The 15,514-nt window shown below is 73.4% G+C and carries 13 protein-coding genes; 9 read left to right on the top strand and 4 right to left on the bottom strand.

Annotated elements, in window-relative coordinates; genetic code table 11:
* Nucleotides 1–8 precede the first annotated feature (8 nt).
* Both AC5K6T_RS25245 and AC5K6T_RS25240 read right to left on the bottom strand, forming a co-directional pair.
* On the bottom strand, nucleotides 9–1,166 hold the full coding sequence (locus tag AC5K6T_RS25245; RefSeq protein WP_493212501.1) for an acyl-CoA dehydrogenase family protein: 1,158 nt from the start codon (nucleotides 1,164–1,166) through the stop codon (nucleotides 9–11).
* A gap of 172 nt (nucleotides 1,167–1,338) precedes the next feature.
* Entirely contained in the window at nucleotides 1,339–1,980 is a 642-nt protein-coding gene (locus AC5K6T_RS25240) for an SACE_7040 family transcriptional regulator (protein WP_493212500.1), read from the bottom strand.
* A gap of 88 nt (nucleotides 1,981–2,068) precedes the next feature.
* Here AC5K6T_RS25240 and AC5K6T_RS25235 point away from each other — a divergent pair, with 88 nt between their 5' ends.
* From AC5K6T_RS25235 to glmS, 8 genes are all read left to right on the top strand, one after another.
* Entirely contained in the window at nucleotides 2,069–3,700 is a 1,632-nt protein-coding gene (locus tag AC5K6T_RS25235; RefSeq protein WP_493212498.1) for a carboxyl transferase domain-containing protein, read from the top strand.
* A gap of 14 nt (nucleotides 3,701–3,714) precedes the next feature.
* Nucleotides 3,715–5,862, top strand: a complete 2,148-nt coding sequence (locus AC5K6T_RS25230; RefSeq protein WP_493213461.1) for an acetyl/propionyl/methylcrotonyl-CoA carboxylase subunit alpha — start codon at nucleotides 3,715–3,717, stop codon at nucleotides 5,860–5,862.
* Nucleotides 5,859–6,806, top strand: a complete 948-nt coding sequence (locus tag AC5K6T_RS25225) for a hydroxymethylglutaryl-CoA lyase (protein WP_493212496.1) — start codon at nucleotides 5,859–5,861, stop codon at nucleotides 6,804–6,806. Before AC5K6T_RS25230 ends, AC5K6T_RS25225 begins: the two co-directional genes overlap by 4 nt.
* A 5-nt stretch (nucleotides 6,807–6,811) precedes the next feature.
* Nucleotides 6,812–7,981 (top strand): acyl-CoA dehydrogenase family protein, encoded by a 1,170-nt coding sequence (locus AC5K6T_RS25220; protein ID WP_493212494.1) that lies wholly within the window; start codon nucleotides 6,812–6,814, stop codon nucleotides 7,979–7,981.
* 275 nt (nucleotides 7,982–8,256) lie between these two features.
* Nucleotides 8,257–9,318, top strand: coding sequence for an ABC transporter substrate-binding protein (locus tag AC5K6T_RS25215; RefSeq protein ID WP_493212492.1), 1,062 nt, complete (start codon nucleotides 8,257–8,259; stop codon nucleotides 9,316–9,318).
* 124 nt (nucleotides 9,319–9,442) lie between these two features.
* Complete coding sequence (locus tag AC5K6T_RS25210) at nucleotides 9,443–10,306, top strand: siderophore-interacting protein (protein WP_493212490.1); 864 nt, start codon at nucleotides 9,443–9,445, stop codon at nucleotides 10,304–10,306.
* Nucleotides 10,307–10,588: 282 nt separating this feature from the next.
* Entirely contained in the window at nucleotides 10,589–10,846 is a 258-nt protein-coding gene (locus tag AC5K6T_RS25205) for a hypothetical protein (RefSeq protein ID WP_493212489.1), read from the top strand.
* Nucleotides 10,847–10,858: 12 nt separating this feature from the next.
* The gene (gene glmS / locus AC5K6T_RS25200; RefSeq protein ID WP_493212487.1) at nucleotides 10,859–12,676 is read left to right on the top strand and encodes a glutamine--fructose-6-phosphate transaminase (isomerizing); all 1,818 of its coding nucleotides are present in this window, start codon (nucleotides 10,859–10,861) and stop codon (nucleotides 12,674–12,676) included.
* Nucleotides 12,677–12,854: 178 nt separating this feature from the next.
* Here the strand turns inward: glmS and AC5K6T_RS25195 are convergent, their stop codons facing one another.
* Both AC5K6T_RS25195 and AC5K6T_RS25190 read right to left on the bottom strand, forming a co-directional pair.
* Entirely contained in the window at nucleotides 12,855–13,415 is a 561-nt protein-coding gene (locus AC5K6T_RS25195) for a GPR1/FUN34/YaaH family transporter (RefSeq protein ID WP_493212485.1), read from the bottom strand.
* A 150-nt stretch (nucleotides 13,416–13,565) separates the two neighbouring features.
* Entirely contained in the window at nucleotides 13,566–14,093 is a 528-nt protein-coding gene (locus AC5K6T_RS25190) for a universal stress protein (protein ID WP_493212484.1), read from the bottom strand.
* 711 nt (nucleotides 14,094–14,804) lie between these two features.
* On the opposite strand from AC5K6T_RS25190, the gene AC5K6T_RS25185 reads away from it, so the two are divergent.
* Complete coding sequence (locus AC5K6T_RS25185; protein WP_493212482.1) at nucleotides 14,805–15,140, top strand: hypothetical protein; 336 nt, start codon at nucleotides 14,805–14,807, stop codon at nucleotides 15,138–15,140.
* Nucleotides 15,141–15,514: the final 374 nt, after the last annotated feature.

Raw genomic sequence — 15,514 nt, 5'->3', positions numbered from 1 at the left:
GCCGCTGCCTAGAGGCCCATGTCCTTGGCGATGATCGACTTCATGATCTCGCTGGTGCCGCCGTAGATGCGGTTGACGCGGTTGTCGGCGTACAGGCGGGCGATCGGGTACTCGTTCATGTAGCCGTAGCCGCCGTGCAGCTGGAGGCAGCGGTCGATGACGCGGTGCGCGACCTCGGTGCAGAACAGCTTGGCGGAGGCGGCCTCGGCGGGCGTCAGCTCGCCGGCGTCCAGGGCCTCGGTGGCGCGGTCGGCGACGGCCTCGGCGGCGTCCACCTCGGCCTGGCAGGCGGCCAGCTCGAACTTGGTGTTCTGGAAGTGGGCGACCGGCTTGCCGAAGACGGTGCGCTCCTGGACGTACTGCTTGGCGAACCGGACGGCGGCCTTGGCCTGGGCGTAGGCGCCGAAGGCGATGCCCCAGCGCTCGGAGGCCAGGTTGTGTCCGAGGTAGGAGAAGCCCTTGTTCTCCTCGCCGAGGAGGTCCTCGACCGGCACCTTGACGTCCACGAAGGCCAGCTCGGCGGTGTCGGAGGTGCGCAGACCCAGCTTGTCCAGCTTGCGGCCGACCGAGTAGCCCTCGGACTTCGTGTCCACCGCGAACAGGGAGATGCCGAAGCGGCGGTCGTCCTCGCGGGGGGCGGAGGTGCGGGCGCAGACGATGACCTTGTCGGCGTGCACGCCGCCGGTGATGAAGGTCTTGGCGCCGTTGAGGACGTAGTGCGTGCCGTCCTCGGAGAGCCGGGCGGTGGTCTTCATGCCCGCGAGGTCGGAGCCGGTGCCCGGCTCGGTCATCGCGATGGCCCACATCTCCTCGCCGGAGACGAACTTCGGCAGGTAGCGCTTCTTCTGCTCGTCGGTGGCCAGCATCTTGATGTAGGGCAGGGCGAGCAGCACGTGCACGCCGGAGCCGCCGAACTGGACGCCCGCGCGGGCGGTCTCCTCGTAGAGGACGGCCTCGAACTTGTGGCTGTCCAGGCCGGCGCCGCCGAACTCCTCCGGCACGTTGATGCCGAAGATGCCCAGCTCGCCGAGCTGGTGGTAGAACTCGCGCGGCGCCTGGCCGGCGGCGAACCAGTCGTCGTAGACGGGGACGACCTCGGCCTCGATGAAGGCGCGAAGGGTCTCCCGGAACGCCTCGTGATCCTCGTTGAACACCGTACGGCGCACGCCGCCGCCCTCCTCCGCGCCTGGACCGGCGCCGCTCTCGCCTACCTGGTTGCCCGCCGCGGGTTCCGGCGGCCGCCGAGGGCGACCGCGGAAACCGTATGGCTAAGCGCTTGCTCATCTACCGTACCGGCCGGTAGGGAGAGCGTCCAGAGGCACGCGCCCGTAACCCGCGTCACGCGGACGGCGCCGGCGGCCCGGCGGACGGGGAGCCGGCGGCGGCCGGCCCCTCCGCCGCGGCGAACGCCCCGCGGGCCATGCGGTGCAGCAGCTCCGCCGTGACGCCCCGGCCCGGCAGGGAGCCCGGCCGGCCCAGGTGCGGGGTGGAGTTCAGCAGGCCGAAGACGGAGTGCACGGCCGAGCGGGCGGCCGGCTCGGCCAGCCCCGGGTACACCTCCCGGACCACCCCGACCCAGAGCTCGACGTACTGCCGCTGGAGCTGGCGGACCAGCTTGCGGTCGCTGTCGCGGAGCCGGTCCAGCTCGCGGTCGTGCAGCGTGATCAGGGGGCGGTCGTCGAGGGCGAAGTCGATGTGCCCCTCGATCAGGGAGTCCAGCAGCCCGGCGGCGGGCGCCCCGTCCGCCTCGGCGACCCGGCGCTTCGCCCCGGTCAGCAGCCGGCCACTGATGCCCACGAGCAGCTCGGCGAGCATCGCGTCCTTGCCCGCGAAGTGCCGGTACAGGCCCGGTCCGCTGATGCCGACCGCGGCACCTATCTCGTCCACGCCGACCCCGTGGAAGCCGCGTTCGGCGAACAGCCGGGCGGCCTCCTTGAGGATCTGCTCGCGGCGGGTCGGGGCGTCGGTTCTGGTGGCCATGCGATCGATTCTAGACAGGGAGGTTAGCGGTCGTTAACCTGTAGGAAATGCGTTAACGCTCATTAACAAGGGTGAGGGGATCCGCAGGATGGAAGAGGCACCGGAGCTTCACAGCGCGGTCGATCCCGCGTCGGAGGCCTTTCGGGCCAACGAGGAGGCCCACCGGGCGCTCGTGGCGGAGCTGCGCGGCAAGCTGGCCGCGGCCCGCCTCGGCGGCGGCGAGAAGGCGCGGGCGCGGCACACCGCACGCGGCAAGCTGCTGCCGCGCGACCGGGTGGACACCCTGCTCGACCCCGGCTCGCCGTTCCTGGAGCTTGCGCCGCTCGCGGCCGACGGGATGTACGACGGCCAGGCCCCGGCGGCCGGTGTGATCGCCGGCATCGGCCGGGTCGGCGGCCGCAGCTGCGTGATCGTCGCCAACGACGCCACGGTCAAGGGCGGCACCTACTACCCGATGACGGTGAAGAAGCACCTGCGCGCCCAGGAGGTGGCGCTGGAGAACCGCCTGCCGTGCGTGTACCTGGTCGACTCCGGCGGCGCGTTCCTGCCGATGCAGGACGAGGTGTTCCCCGACCGCGAGCACTTCGGCCGGATCTTCTACAACCAGGCCCGGCTGTCCGGCGCCGGCATCCCGCAGATCGCCGCCGTCCTCGGGTCGTGCACGGCCGGCGGGGCGTACGTCCCGGCCATGAGCGACGAGGCGGTCATCGTCCGCGGCCAGGGCACCATCTTCCTCGGCGGGCCGCCGCTGGTGAAGGCCGCCACCGGCGAGGTGGTCACCGCCGAGGAGCTCGGCGGCGGCGAGGTGCACTCCCGGGTGTCCGGCGTCACCGACCACCTCGCGGAGGACGACGCGCACGCCCTGCGGATCGTGCGCACCATCGTCGACACCCTGCCCGCGCGCGGGCCGCTGCCCTGGGAGGTGCGCCCGGCCGCCGAGCCGAAGGCCGACCCGCACGGGCTGTACGGCGCCGTACCGGTGGACTCCCGCACCCCCTACGACGTCCGCGAGATCATCGCCCGGATCACCGACGGCTCCCGGTTCGCGGAGTTCAAGGCCGAGTTCGGGCAGACCCTGGTCACCGGCTTCGCCCGGATCCACGGCCATCCGGTCGGCATCGTCGGCAACAACGGCATCCTGTTCGCCGAGTCCGCCCAGAAGGGCGCGCACTTCATCGAGCTGTGCGACCAGCGCGGCATCCCGCTGCTGTTCCTGCAGAACATCTCCGGCTTCATGGTCGGCCGGGACTACGAGGCGGGCGGCATCGCCAAGCACGGCGCCAAGATGGTGACGGCCGTGGCGTGCACCCGGGTGCCCAAGCTGACCGTGGTGGTCGGCGGCTCCTACGGCGCCGGGAACTACTCGATGTGCGGCCGCGCCTACTCCCCCCGCTTCCTGTGGATGTGGCCCAACGCCAAGATCTCCGTGATGGGCGGCGAGCAGGCCGCCTCGGTCCTCGCGACCGTCAAGCGGGACCAGTTGGAGGCCCGCGGCGAGACCTGGCCCGCCGCGGAGGAGGAGGCCTTCCGGGCGCCGGTGCGCGAGCAGTACGAGCGCCAGGGCAACGCCTACTACGCGACCGCACGGCTGTGGGACGACGGGGTCATCGACCCGCTGGAGACCCGGCAGGTGCTGGGGCTGGCGCTGACCGCCTGCGCGAACGCGCCCCTGCCCGAGAAGGACCCCACGGCGCCGCGGTTCGGCGTCTTCCGGATGTGAGGGACATGACGACGATGTTCGACACCGTACTCGTGGCCAACCGCGGAGAAATCGCCGTCCGGGTCGTCCGGACGCTGCGCCGGCTGGGCGTGCGCTCGGTGGCGGTCTTCTCCGACGCCGACGCCGACGCACGGCACGTCCGGGAGGCCGACACGGCCGTACGGATCGGTCCGGCGCCCGCCGCCGAGAGCTATCTGTCGGCGGAGCGGCTGCTGGACGCCGCCGCCCGCACCGGCGCCCAGGCCGTCCACCCCGGCTACGGCTTCCTCGCCGAGAACGCCGCCTTCGCGCGGGCCTGCGCCGAGGCGGGGCTGGTGTTCGTCGGGCCGCCCGCGGACGCGATCGCGCTGATGGGCGACAAGATCCGCGCCAAGGAGACCGTGCAGGCCGCCGGGGTGCCCGTGGTGCCCGGCGGCCGCGACCCCGGCCTCGCCGAGGCGGCCCGCGGGCTCGGCGCGCCCGTGCTGCTCAAGCCGAGCGCGGGCGGCGGCGGCAAGGGCATGCGGCTGGTGCGCGACCTGACCGTGCTGGACGACGAGATCGCGGCCGCCCGCCGCGAGGCCCGCGCCTCCTTCGGCGACGACACCCTGCTGGTGGAGCGCTGGATCGACCGGCCCCGGCACATCGAGATCCAGGTCCTGGCGGACGGCCACGGACACGTGGTGCACCTCGGCGAGCGCGAGTGCTCCCTGCAGCGCCGCCACCAGAAGATCATCGAGGAGGCGCCCTCGGTCCTCCTCGACGAGGCCACCCGCGCCGCGATGGGCGAGGCGGCCGTGCAGGCGGCCCGCTCCTGCGGCTACCGGGGCGCGGGCACCGTGGAGTTCATCGTGCCCGGCGGCGACCCCTCGGCCTACTGCTTCATGGAGATGAACACCCGCCTGCAGGTGGAGCACCCGGTCACCGAGCTGATCACCGGACTGGACCTGGTGGAGTGGCAGCTGCGGGTGGCCGCCGGCGAGCCCCTCGGCTTCACCCAGGACGACGTCCGGCTCACCGGGCACGCCGTCGAGGCCCGCGTCTGCGCCGAGGACCCCGCGCGCGGCTTCCTGCCCTCCGGCGGCCGGGTGCTCGCCCTGGCCGAGCCGGAGGGCGACGGCGTACGCACCGACTCCGGGCTCAGCGAGGGCACCGAGGTCGGCAGCCTCTACGACCCGATGCTGTCGAAGGTCGTCGCCCACGGGCCCGACCGCGCGAGCGCACTGCGCCGGCTGCGGGCCGCGCTGGCCGGCACCGTCACCCTGGGCGTGCGGACCAACGCCGGGTTCCTGCGGCGGCTGCTCGCCGACCCGGCGGTCGTCTCCGGCGACCTGGACACCGGGCTGGTCGAGCGGGAGGCCGGGCGGGCGGACGGGCTCGTCGCGGACGTGGTGCCCGTGGAGCTGTACGCGGCCGCGGCGCTGCTGCGCCGGGCGGCCCGCGCCCCCGGGGCCGCCGGCGGCTGGCGGGACCCGTTCGCCGCCGGGGACGGCTGGCGGCTCGGCGGAGAGCCGGCCTGGACGCCGTACCACCTGCGGGTGCCGGGCCACGAACCGGTGACGGTGCGGGTGCGGCCCGCCCCCGGCGGGGAGAGCGAGGTGCTGCTGCCCGGCGCGGACACACCGCTGCGGGCGGCCGCCGGGCCGCCCCCGGGGCCGGGAGCCGCACCCCGGTTCACCCTCCGGCTCGACGGCCTGACCCACACCTTCGCCGCGCTGGCGGACGGCAGCTGGCTGGGGCGGGACGGCGACGCCTGGCAGGTGCTCGACCACGACCCCGTCGAGGCCGCGCTGGACCGCGCGGCCCACGCCGGCGGCGACTCGCTGACCGCGCCCATGCCCGGCACCGTCACCGTGGTGAAGGTCGCCGTCGGCGACGAGGTGACGGCCGGTCAGAGCCTGCTGGTGGTGGAGGCGATGAAGATGGAGCACGTCATCTCCGCCCCGCACGCCGGCACCGTGGCCGAGCTCGACGTCGGGCCCGGCACGACGGTCGCCATGGACCAGGTCCTCGCGGTGATCGCCCCCCTGGAGGCACCGGACGGGACACCGGGTGGGACACCGGGTGGGACAGCGGACGGGACAGCGGACCCGACGCCTGCCGCGGCCCTGGGCGAGACGCCCGACGGGATGGCCGTCTCCTCGCCCCGCAGCACACCGCGCGACGAGGAGGCGGGCGCATGACGGAGCTCGGGCTTCCGACGGCCGTCCCGGCCCCCGGCCTGCCCACCCGGGTACGCATCCACGAGGTCGGGGCGCGCGACGGCCTGCAGAACGAGCAGGCGACCGTGCCCACCGAGGTCAAGGCGGAGTTCATCCACCGGCTGGCCGAGGCCGGCCTGACCACGATCGAGGCGACGAGCTTCGTCCACCCCAGGTGGGTGCCCCAGCTCGCGGACGCCGAGCAGCTGTTCCCGATGGTCCGCGGCCTCGGGGACACCGTCGCCCTGCCCGTCCTCGTCCCCAACGAGCGCGGCCTGGACCGCGCGCTCGCCCTCGGCGCGCGCCGGGTCGCGGTGTTCGCCAGCGCCACCGAGACCTTCGCCCGCGCCAACCTCAACCGCACCGTCGACGAGGCGCTCGCCATGTTCGAACCGGTGGTCGCACGGGCGAAGGCGGAGGGCGGCCAGGTGCGCGGCTACCTGTCGATGTGCTTCGGCGACCCCTGGGCGGGACCGGTCCCCATCGCCCAGGTCGTGCGGGTGTGCACGGCGCTCACCGGCATGGGGTGCGACGAGCTGAGCCTCGGCGACACCATCGGCGTCGCCACCCCCGGCCATGTCACCGCGCTCCTCACCGCGCTGAACGAGGCCGGGGTGGGCACCGACCGGATCGGCGTCCACTTCCACGACACCTACGGCCAGGCACTGGCCAACACCTATGCGGCGCTCGTCCACGGCGTCACCACCGTGGACGCCTCCGCCGGAGGGCTCGGCGGCTGCCCGTACGCCCGGTCCGCCACCGGGAACCTCGCCACCGAAGACCTGGTGTGGATGCTGCAGGGCCTCGGCATCGACACCGGCGTCGACCTCGGCCGTCTCGTCGCCACAAGCGCCTGGATGGCCGGCCGTCTGGGCCGACCCAGCCCGTCCCGCACCGTCAGAGCCCTCTCCCACCAGGAGCAGTGAACGACATGGACTACCGACTCTCCCCCGAACTGGAAGAACTGCGCCGCACGGTCGAGGAGTTCGCCCACGACGTGGTCGCGCCCAAGATCGGCGACTTCTACGAGCGGCACGAGTTCCCCTACGAGATCGTCCGCGAGATGGGCCGGATGGGCCTGTTCGGGCTGCCCTTCCCCGAGGAGTACGGCGGCATGGGCGGCGACTACCTCGCGCTCGCCGTGGCCCTGGAGGAACTGGCCCGGGTCGACTCCTCCGTCGCCATCACCCTGGAGGCGGGCGTCTCGCTCGGCGCCATGCCGGTCCATCTGTTCGGCACCGAGGAGCAGAAGCGGACCTGGCTGCCGCGGCTGTGCTCGGGCGAGATGCTCGGCGCGTTCGGGCTGACCGAGCCGGACGGCGGCTCCGACGCGGGCGCCACCCGGACCACGGCCCGGCTCGACCCGGACACCGGCGAGTGGGTGATCAACGGCAGCAAGTGCTTCATCACCAACTCCGGCACCGACATCACCGGCCTGGTCACGGTCACCGCCGTCACCGGCCGCACGCCGGACGGCAAGCCGCTCATCTCGGCGATCATCGTCCCGTCCGGCACGCCCGGCTTCACCGTCGCCGCCCCGTACTCCAAGGTCGGCTGGAACGCCTCCGACACCCGCGAGCTGTCCTTCGCGGACGTCCGCGTGCCCGCCGCGAACCTGCTCGGCGCCGAGGGCCGCGGCTACGCCCAGTTCCTGCGCATCCTCGACGAGGGCCGCATCGCCATCGCCGCGCTCGCCACCGGCCTCGCGCAGGGCTGTGTCGACGAGTCGGTCCGCTACGCCAGGGAGCGGCACGCCTTCGGCCGGCCCATCGGCGCCAACCAGGCGATCCAGTTCAAGATCGCCGACATGGAGATGAAGGCCCACACGGCCCGCCTCGCCTGGCGCGACGCCGCCGCCCGCCTGGTGTCCGGGGCCCCCTTCAAGAAGGAGGCCGCGCTGGCGAAGCTGTACTCCTCCACGGTCGCGGTGGACAACGCCCGCGAGGCGACGCAGATCCACGGCGGCTACGGCTTCATGAACGAGTACCCGGTCGCCCGCATGTGGCGCGACTCCAAGATCCTGGAGATCGGCGAGGGCACCAGCGAGGTCCAGCGGATGCTGATCGCACGGGAGCTGGGGCTGACCTCGCTCGCGGGCTGAGCGGTCCGCGGACGGCCCCACCGCGTCCGGGGACGGCAGGCGGGCCCCTCCCGGACCCGCGGTGGGGCGGAACCCCGGAGGGCCGGGCCGCGGCGGCGGGACCGCCCGCCGCGTCCGCCCGGCCGGCCCTCCGGCCCGGAAGGGCGAAGTCCGGTGCGGGCGGCGGGCCCGGGCGGCGCGGGCACCCCACCCCTCCGGGGCGCCATGTGAGGGTAGGCTAACCTACCTTTCCGAACGCCCAGCGGCCTCCGCCCCGTCCGAAAGCAGCCACCGCCATGCCCCACACCCGTGCCACCCGTCTCACCCGCCGCGGCGTCCTGGCCGCCGGCGGCGCCCTCGGCCTCACCGCCGTCCTCGCGGCCTGCGGCGACGGCGACGCCGGGGACGCCGCACAGGACGCCCCGAAGGGCGGCGGCACGAACACCGGGGCCCCCTCCGGCCCCTGGACGTTCCAGGACGACCGCGGCACGACGGTGAAGCTGGAGAAGGCCCCGGCGACCATCGTCGCCTTCACCGGCGTCGCCGCCGCGCTGTACGACTACGGCGTCCCGGTCAAGGGTGTCTTCGGCCCCACCACGACGAAGGACGGCCGGCCCGACGTCCAGGCCGGCGACATGGACGTCACCAAGGTGACGGTACTCGGCAACGTCTGGGGCCAGTTCAACGTCGAGCGGTACGCGGCCCTCGCGCCCGACCTCCTCGTCAGCACCACGTTCGACGCGGACGGCACCCTCTGGTACGTGCCCGAGGAGTCCGCCGACAAGATCGCCGGACTCGCCCCGAGCGTGGCGATCTCCGCCTACGACCGGAAGCTCGACGTCTCCCTCGCCCGGATGCTGGAACTCGCCCGCACCCTCGGCGGCGACGTGGCCTCCACCGAGGTCACCGACGCCAGGAAGCGCTTCGAGGACGCCTCCGCGCGTCTGCGGGCCGCCGCCAGGGCCAAGCCCGGCATCAGGGTGCTGGCCGGTTCCGCCAGCCAGGACCTGTTCTACGTCTCCGGCTCCAACCTGTCCCTGGACCTGGAGTACTTCAAGGCCCTCGGCGTGAACCTGGTCGAGCCGCCGGAGCGGGCGAAAGCCCAGGGCGGCGGCTGGTACGAGGACCTCAGCTGGGAGAACGCCGACAAGTACGACGCGGACGTCATCATGATGGACGACCGCTCCGCGACGATCCAGCCCGACGACATCACCGAAGGCACCTGGAAGAAGCTGCCCGCGGTGCGCGCCGGGCAGGTCATCCCCCGCTCGCCGGAGCCGATCCTCTCCTACGACAAGTGCGTGCCGCTGCTGGAGAACCTCGCCGAGGCACTGGAGACGGCCAGGAAGGTCAGCTGAGCCGGCCCGCGGCCCGGGGCCGCACCCGCGGCGTCCGCGCACACCGCGGGTGCGGGCACCCGCCCGCCCCCTGCACGGCCCCGCACCCCGGCCACCCCGGACACCCACGCCCCCCGGAGCCCCGATGAGTACGGCCGACGCCGACGCCTTCCGCCTCTTCGCCCTGCACGTCGTCAGGACCCGGCCGCTCGGCCCCTCCCTGCTCCGCGTCACCTTCGCCGGCGACGACCTGGCGCACTTCCGCTCCGACGGGCGCGACCAGTCGCTGTCCCTCTTCCTGCCCCGGCCCGGGCAGAGCGTGCCGGCCGTGCCGGCCGGGGAGGGCGCGGACCGGTGGCGGGCCTGGCGGGACCTGCCCGAAGGGGAGCGGGCGGTGATGCGGTCCTACACGCTGCGCGCGCTGCGGCGGGACCCGGACGAGATCGACCTCGACTTCGTCCTGCACGGGGTCCGGCCGGACGTCCCGGGCCCCGCCGGACCGGCTTCCCGCTGGGCGCACGCCGCGCGCCCCGGCGACCGGGTCGTCCTCCTCGGGCCCGCCGTCGCCGACAACCGGGCCATCCGGTTCCGGCCGCCCGAGGGCACCGACCTGGTGCTGATGTGGGCCGACACGACGGCACTGCCCGCGCTTTTGGCCTGCCTGGAGACCCTGCCCGCGCACCTGCCCGTGCGGGCCTGGCTGGAGGTGGCGGACCCCGGGGACGTCCAGCAGGTCGTCACCCCGGCCGCCGCCGAGGTGACCTGGCTGGTGAGCGCCGCCGGGGACCCGGGCGACTGGGCCGGCCCGTCCGTGCCCGACGCGGTCCGGCAGGCCGGGCTGCCGCCCGCGGCCCGGCCGTACGTGTGGCTCGCCGGAGAGGCGGGCCGGGTGCGGGAGCTGCGCCGGCACTTCGTCCGCGAGCGCGGACTGGACCGCCGGCAGGTCACGTTCACCGGCTACTGGCGGCGCGGCCTGACCGAGGAACAGCTCCGCGAGCAGGCGGAGTAGCCGACGGCCGCACGACCCCGCCGTCCCGTCCGGCCGGACCAGACCCCGACAGCCGCACGACGACGGCCGCACCCCGACAGCCGCACCCTGACAGCCGCACCCTGACAGCCGCACGACGACGGCCGCACGACGAAGAACGGGGCGAGCGCACGACGAAGAGCGGGGCGAAAAACAGGGCGATCCTCCCTCGAAGGTGACGAATCACCTCGCCCACCAGGCGGCGCCTGCCCGAAATCGGGCAGGATTGTTGCGTACAGGATTCCCCTGCTCCAGGATCTACGGGTGCACGACGAACTGGTCGATCATCTGACGCGGTCCACGCCCCTGAACCGGGGCGAGGCCCTGCGGGTGGTCCAGGACGTGCTCGCCTACTTCGACGAGACGACCGCGGAGTTCGTCCGTCGCCGCCACCGCGAGCTCCAGGCCCAGGGCCTGCTGAACGCGGAGATCTTCGAACGGATCGAGGCGGACCTGAAATACCGGGCGGTGGCCCCGCCGGAGCTCACGCTCCGGCAGCTGCGCCGGATCGTCTACGGCTAGGGATCTCTCTGTATGTGCGGAATCGTCGGATACATCGGCAAGCGTGACGTGGCCCCCCTGCTGCTGGAAGGCCTCCAGCGGCTGGAGTACCGCGGCTACGACTCGGCGGGCGTCGTCGTCTCCTCCCCGAAGACGGCCGGCCTGCGGATGGTCAAGGCCAAGGGCCGGGTGCGCGACCTGGAGGCCAAGGTGCCGGCGCGGTTCAAGGGCACCACCGGTATCGCCCACACCCGCTGGGCCACGCACGGCGCGCCCTCCGACGTGAACGCCCACCCGCACCTGGACGCCGAGGGCAAGGTCGCCGTCGTCCACAACGGCATCATCGACAACGCCTCCGACCTGCGCCGCAAGCTGGAGGCGGACGGCGTCGAGTTCCTCTCCGAGACCGACACCGAGGTGCTGGTGCACCTGATCGCCCGCGCCCAGGGCGCGAAGCTGGAGGACAGGGTCCGCGAGACCCTGCGGGTCATCGAGGGCACCTACGGCATCGCCGTGATGCACGCCGACTTCCCGGACCGCATCGTCGTCGCCCGCAACGGCTCGCCGGTCGTCCTCGGCATCGGCGAGAAGGAGATGTTCGTCGCGTCGGACATCGCCGCGCTGGTCGCCCACACCCGTCAGATCGTCACCCTCGACGACGGCGAGATGGCCACCCTGAAGGCCGACGACTTCCGCACCTACACCACCGAGGGCACCCGCACGACGGCCGAGCCCACCACCGTGGAGTGGGAGGCCGCCTCCTACGACATGGGCGGCCACGACACGTACATGCACAAGGAGATCCACGAGCAGGCCGAGGCCGTGGACCGGGTGCTGCGCGGCCGTATCGACGACCGCTTCTCCACCGTGCACCTCGGCGGCCTGAACCTGGACGCCCGCGAGGCGCGCCGGATCCGCCGCGTGAAGATCCTCGGCTGCGGCACCTCGTACCACGCGGGCATGATCGGCGCCCAGATGATCGAGGAGCTGGCCCGGATCCCCGCGGACGCCGAGCCCGCCTCCGAGTTCCGCTACCGCAACGCGGTCGTCGACCCCGACACCCTCTACGTCGCCGTCTCGCAGTCCGGCGAGACGTACGACGTGCTGGCGGCGGTGCAGGAGCTGAAGCGCAAGGGCGCCCGCGTGCTGGGCATCGTCAACGTCGTCGGCTCGGCCATCGCCCGCGAGGCGGACGGCGGCATCTACGTGCACGCCGGGCCGGAGGTGTGCGTGGTGTCGACGAAGTGCTTCACCAACACCACCGTCGCGTTCGCCCTGCTCGCACTGCACCTCGGCCGCACCCGCGACCTCTCGGTCCGCGACGGCAAGCGGATCATCGAGGGCCTGCGCAAGCTCCCCGCCCAGATCGCCGAGATCATGGAGCAGGAGGCGGAGATCGAGCAGCTGGCCAAGGCCTACGCCGACGCCCGCTCCATGCTGTTCATCGGCCGGGTCCGCGGCTACCCGGTGGCCCGCGAGGCCTCCCTGAAGCTGAAGGAGGTCTCGTACATCCACGCCGAGGCCTACCCGGCCTCCGAGCTCAAGCACGGCCCGCTGGCCCTGATCGAGCCCGCCCTGCCCACGGTCGCGATCGTCCCCGACGACGACCTGCTGGAGAAGAACCGCGCCGCCATGGAGGAGATCAAGGCGCGCAGCGGCAAGATCCTCGCGGTGGCCCACCAGCCGCAGGAGAAGGCCGACCAGACGGTCCTCGTCCCGAAGAACGAGGACGAGCTCGACCCGATCCTGATGGGCATCCCGCTCCAGCTCCTCGCCTACCACACCGCCCTGGCCCTGGGCCGGGACATCGACAAGCCGCGGAACCTGGCGAAGTCGGTCACCGTCGAGTAGGACACCCGCCCGCCGGCGGACCCCTCCGCCGGCGCCCCGGGCCGTCCGGCCCGCCAGCCGGCCCGGACGGCGAACGGACGGCGAACGGACGGCGGAACGGCTCCCCGCGTACGCCACCGAACACGCGGGGAGCCGTTCACCCGGTAGCCGGGGCGCCCGCCCCGGCCTCGCGCTGCGCTCAGCCGGCGGCCGTCACTCCGCGGCCGGCAGCGCGCCGGGGAAGGGCGGTCGGCCAGTGCGCCAGCGCAGCGGTCGCGGCGTACCAGGCCACCGCACCCGCGGCGACCGCGAACCAGCCCCCGGCCCGGGACAGCCCGTCACTGTCCGCGAACCGGGCGACGGCCATCAGCACCAGGCCGATCAGGAACAGCCCGTACATGCCCTGCGTGAGCTGGTCCCCGCCCGCGACCGCGAGCGACAGCACGACGAGGGCGAAGAGCAGGTAGAACAGGCCCGCGGCGTTCGCGGAACCGACGGTGGTCACGGCCCAGGTGAACCAGAGGGCGCCGAGCACGGTGCAGGCCGTGCCGGTCCCGGAGTCCTGGTCCCGGAAGGCGAGCAGGCCGACGACGAACAGGGCGACGCCGCCCACGTAGTGCGCGACGGTCACGGCGTCGGCCGCCGTGACGCCGTCGATCACGTCGGCGGTTCCCAGCCCGAAGGCCAGCAGGGTGATTCCGAGGGCGAGTCTTCCGGCGACGGTGGTCGTGGTGCTTCCCGCTGAGACGTCGTTGGCCACGGCGGGCTCCCTTCGTGGAGGTACGGTTGCGCGGTGACCGGTATATGCCCTTCACAAGAACACAAACACCTCTACGCGTGAGTAGATTCGCGCGTCGCAGCAAGGGGGTTGAAGCCGTGGACTCCGTATCTCACCTGGGACGAGGGCGAGTTACGGAATGACGACGACCGGCCGCTTCGCCCGCTTGGCGAGCCGCCCGGCGACGGAGCCGAAAATGCGCCCCACGATGCCGTGCGTCGACCCGACGACGATCGCGTCGGCCTCGTACTCGCAGCCGACCTCCTCGAGTTCGTGGCAGATGTCCCCGCCGCGCTCGACGAGGATCCACGGCACCTCGGCCAGATAGTCGGCACAGGCCAGTTCGAGCCCGAGCACCTCGGTGCGGTGGTCCGGCACGTCCACGAACACCGGCGGCTCGCAGCCCGCCCACACCGTGGTGGGCAGCCGGTTGGCGACGTGCACGATGATCAGACCGGATCCGGAGCGGTGCGCCATGCCGATCGCGTACGCGAGGGCGCGCTCACTGGAGGTCGAGCCGTCGAAGCCGACGACCACACCGTGCTTGAAGGCGGGGTCGCACGCCTGGCGCGACTCCTCCGCCGCCAGGGGATCGGCCGCCGTGGGATCGGCGACCGGGCGTTTGCGGTCCGCGGGATCGAAGAATTCGTGACCGGCCATGGCTGTCTCGGCGTCGTGATCCTTGAGTCGGGTGGACGGCGGCCTGGGAGCTGCGCCCGGGAACATCTTCCCCACCCCATACCCCCAAGGGTACGGCCGCACGCCTCCTTAGCCCAGATCCCGCGCGAGCCGCGCAGGAGTTCCAGGGAGCATGCACGACGGTGCGCCCGGAACGCAACGGTCGCTTCCCCGTACAGGCGCTTCGGTCAGGTTTTCAAGTGGTTTTCCGACACCCGGCGTCCACCCCCCCGCCCCCCGCCCGCGCCCCTCCCCCCGCCCTGCCCCTGAGCACCGGCATCGCCCGCCTCCCAAGCACCCCGAAGCATCCCGAAGCATCCCGAAACACCTGAAGCACCCCGCGTTCGCCCCGCCCGCCCCGCCCGGCGGGACCGCCCCGGCACCACGGGCCGCCGGACCGCCGCCGAGGGCCCGCCCTCGCCTCCCGCCCCTCCCGCCCCTCCCGCCCCGCGCGACTCCGACGGGGGGCCGCCCTGCCGGAGCCGCGGCCCGCCCCGCCGACGCCGCCGGGTCCCCCCTTCAGCCTCCCCGGGCCGCCGCAAACGTGACCCTCCGGCGGGACGGGCGTTGAGCGGGTGAGCCGGTGAGCCGGCGCACCGAGCCCACGGCGGGACACGGAGACACCGGGCCGCCGCACCACCGGGCCGCCGGGCCGCCGGGCCGCCGGGAGACGAGGGAGCCAGGGAGGCCGCCATGACCGCACCGCACCCGTCCCCGCACGGCGCACCCGGGGAGGCCGCGAAGGACTCCACCGACCTGATCCGCTGGGCGGCCTTCAGTTGCGCCCTCGTCCCGGTGGTGCTGGTCGCGTACGGCTCCTCGCCGGCCGGGGCCGCGGGCGCCGCGCTCGGCCTCGCCGCGGTCACGGCCGTCTGCCGGGTGCTGCTGCGCCGCTCCGAGCGGATCGCGGAGCGGCACGGCGGGCCGGCCGGACCGGCGGGTCCGGGGCAGCACGCTCGGCATCCGCGCGGTGGCACGCCGTCACATCGGGCGGACCGTCGAACGGGCGCGATTTCACCGGTTGACTGACCGGTTTCGATACCCCCGCCCACCTGTTTTCAGCCAACTTCTCAAACCCGCCCCACCCCTTGCCCGAAGGCCCCCCACCCCCCGTTCGACCTGCACGGAAAGGGCCGCACACCCCTCGCGCACCCTACGCGGATCGGCCACCGCGCCGAGGCGCACTTCCCTGCGCGGCGCGGGAGTGCAACCCTTCGTGATCGAATGCTTTACGCCAAGTTGCCAAGTCGACAATGGGCGGTGTGCCCGGAGTGGTCGGCACGGCACGGCGTGACGCAGTAAATTCGATCTTGTCTTACGGCGGGGGACTCGTGCAGGACCGAGGGGAAACGTGCAGGAGCCACACAACCGAGGAGCCGCGACCACCGAGGGGGGCTTAGCAG

It is taken from the genome of Streptomyces sp. B8-7 (assembly GCF_058833805.1).
The sequence above is the reverse complement of the archived record's forward strand: the minus strand, read 5'-3'. Positions and strand labels throughout refer to the sequence as shown.

Excerpts from the sequence above, each read along its gene's own strand:
- AC5K6T_RS25210 (WP_493212490.1), top strand. The coding sequence starts at position 9,443 with ATGAGTACGGCCGACGCCGACGCCTTCCGCCTCTTCGCCCTGCACGTC.
- AC5K6T_RS25240 (WP_493212500.1), bottom strand. The coding sequence starts at position 1,980 with ATGGCCACCAGAACCGACGCCCCGACCCGCCGCGAGCAGATCCTCAAG.
- AC5K6T_RS25220 (WP_493212494.1), top strand. The coding sequence starts at position 6,812 with ATGGACTACCGACTCTCCCCCGAACTGGAAGAACTGCGCCGCACGGTC.
- AC5K6T_RS25215 (WP_493212492.1), top strand. The coding sequence starts at position 8,257 with ATGCCCCACACCCGTGCCACCCGTCTCACCCGCCGCGGCGTCCTGGCC.
- glmS (WP_493212487.1), top strand. The coding sequence starts at position 10,859 with ATGTGCGGAATCGTCGGATACATCGGCAAGCGTGACGTGGCCCCCCTG.
- AC5K6T_RS25235 (WP_493212498.1), top strand. The coding sequence starts at position 2,069 with ATGGAAGAGGCACCGGAGCTTCACAGCGCGGTCGATCCCGCGTCGGAG.
- AC5K6T_RS25230 (WP_493213461.1), top strand. The coding sequence starts at position 3,715 with ATGTTCGACACCGTACTCGTGGCCAACCGCGGAGAAATCGCCGTCCGG.
- AC5K6T_RS25185 (WP_493212482.1), top strand. The coding sequence starts at position 14,805 with ATGACCGCACCGCACCCGTCCCCGCACGGCGCACCCGGGGAGGCCGCG.
- AC5K6T_RS25190 (WP_493212484.1), bottom strand. The coding sequence starts at position 14,093 with ATGGCCGGTCACGAATTCTTCGATCCCGCGGACCGCAAACGCCCGGTC.
- AC5K6T_RS25225 (WP_493212496.1), top strand. The coding sequence starts at position 5,859 with ATGACGGAGCTCGGGCTTCCGACGGCCGTCCCGGCCCCCGGCCTGCCC.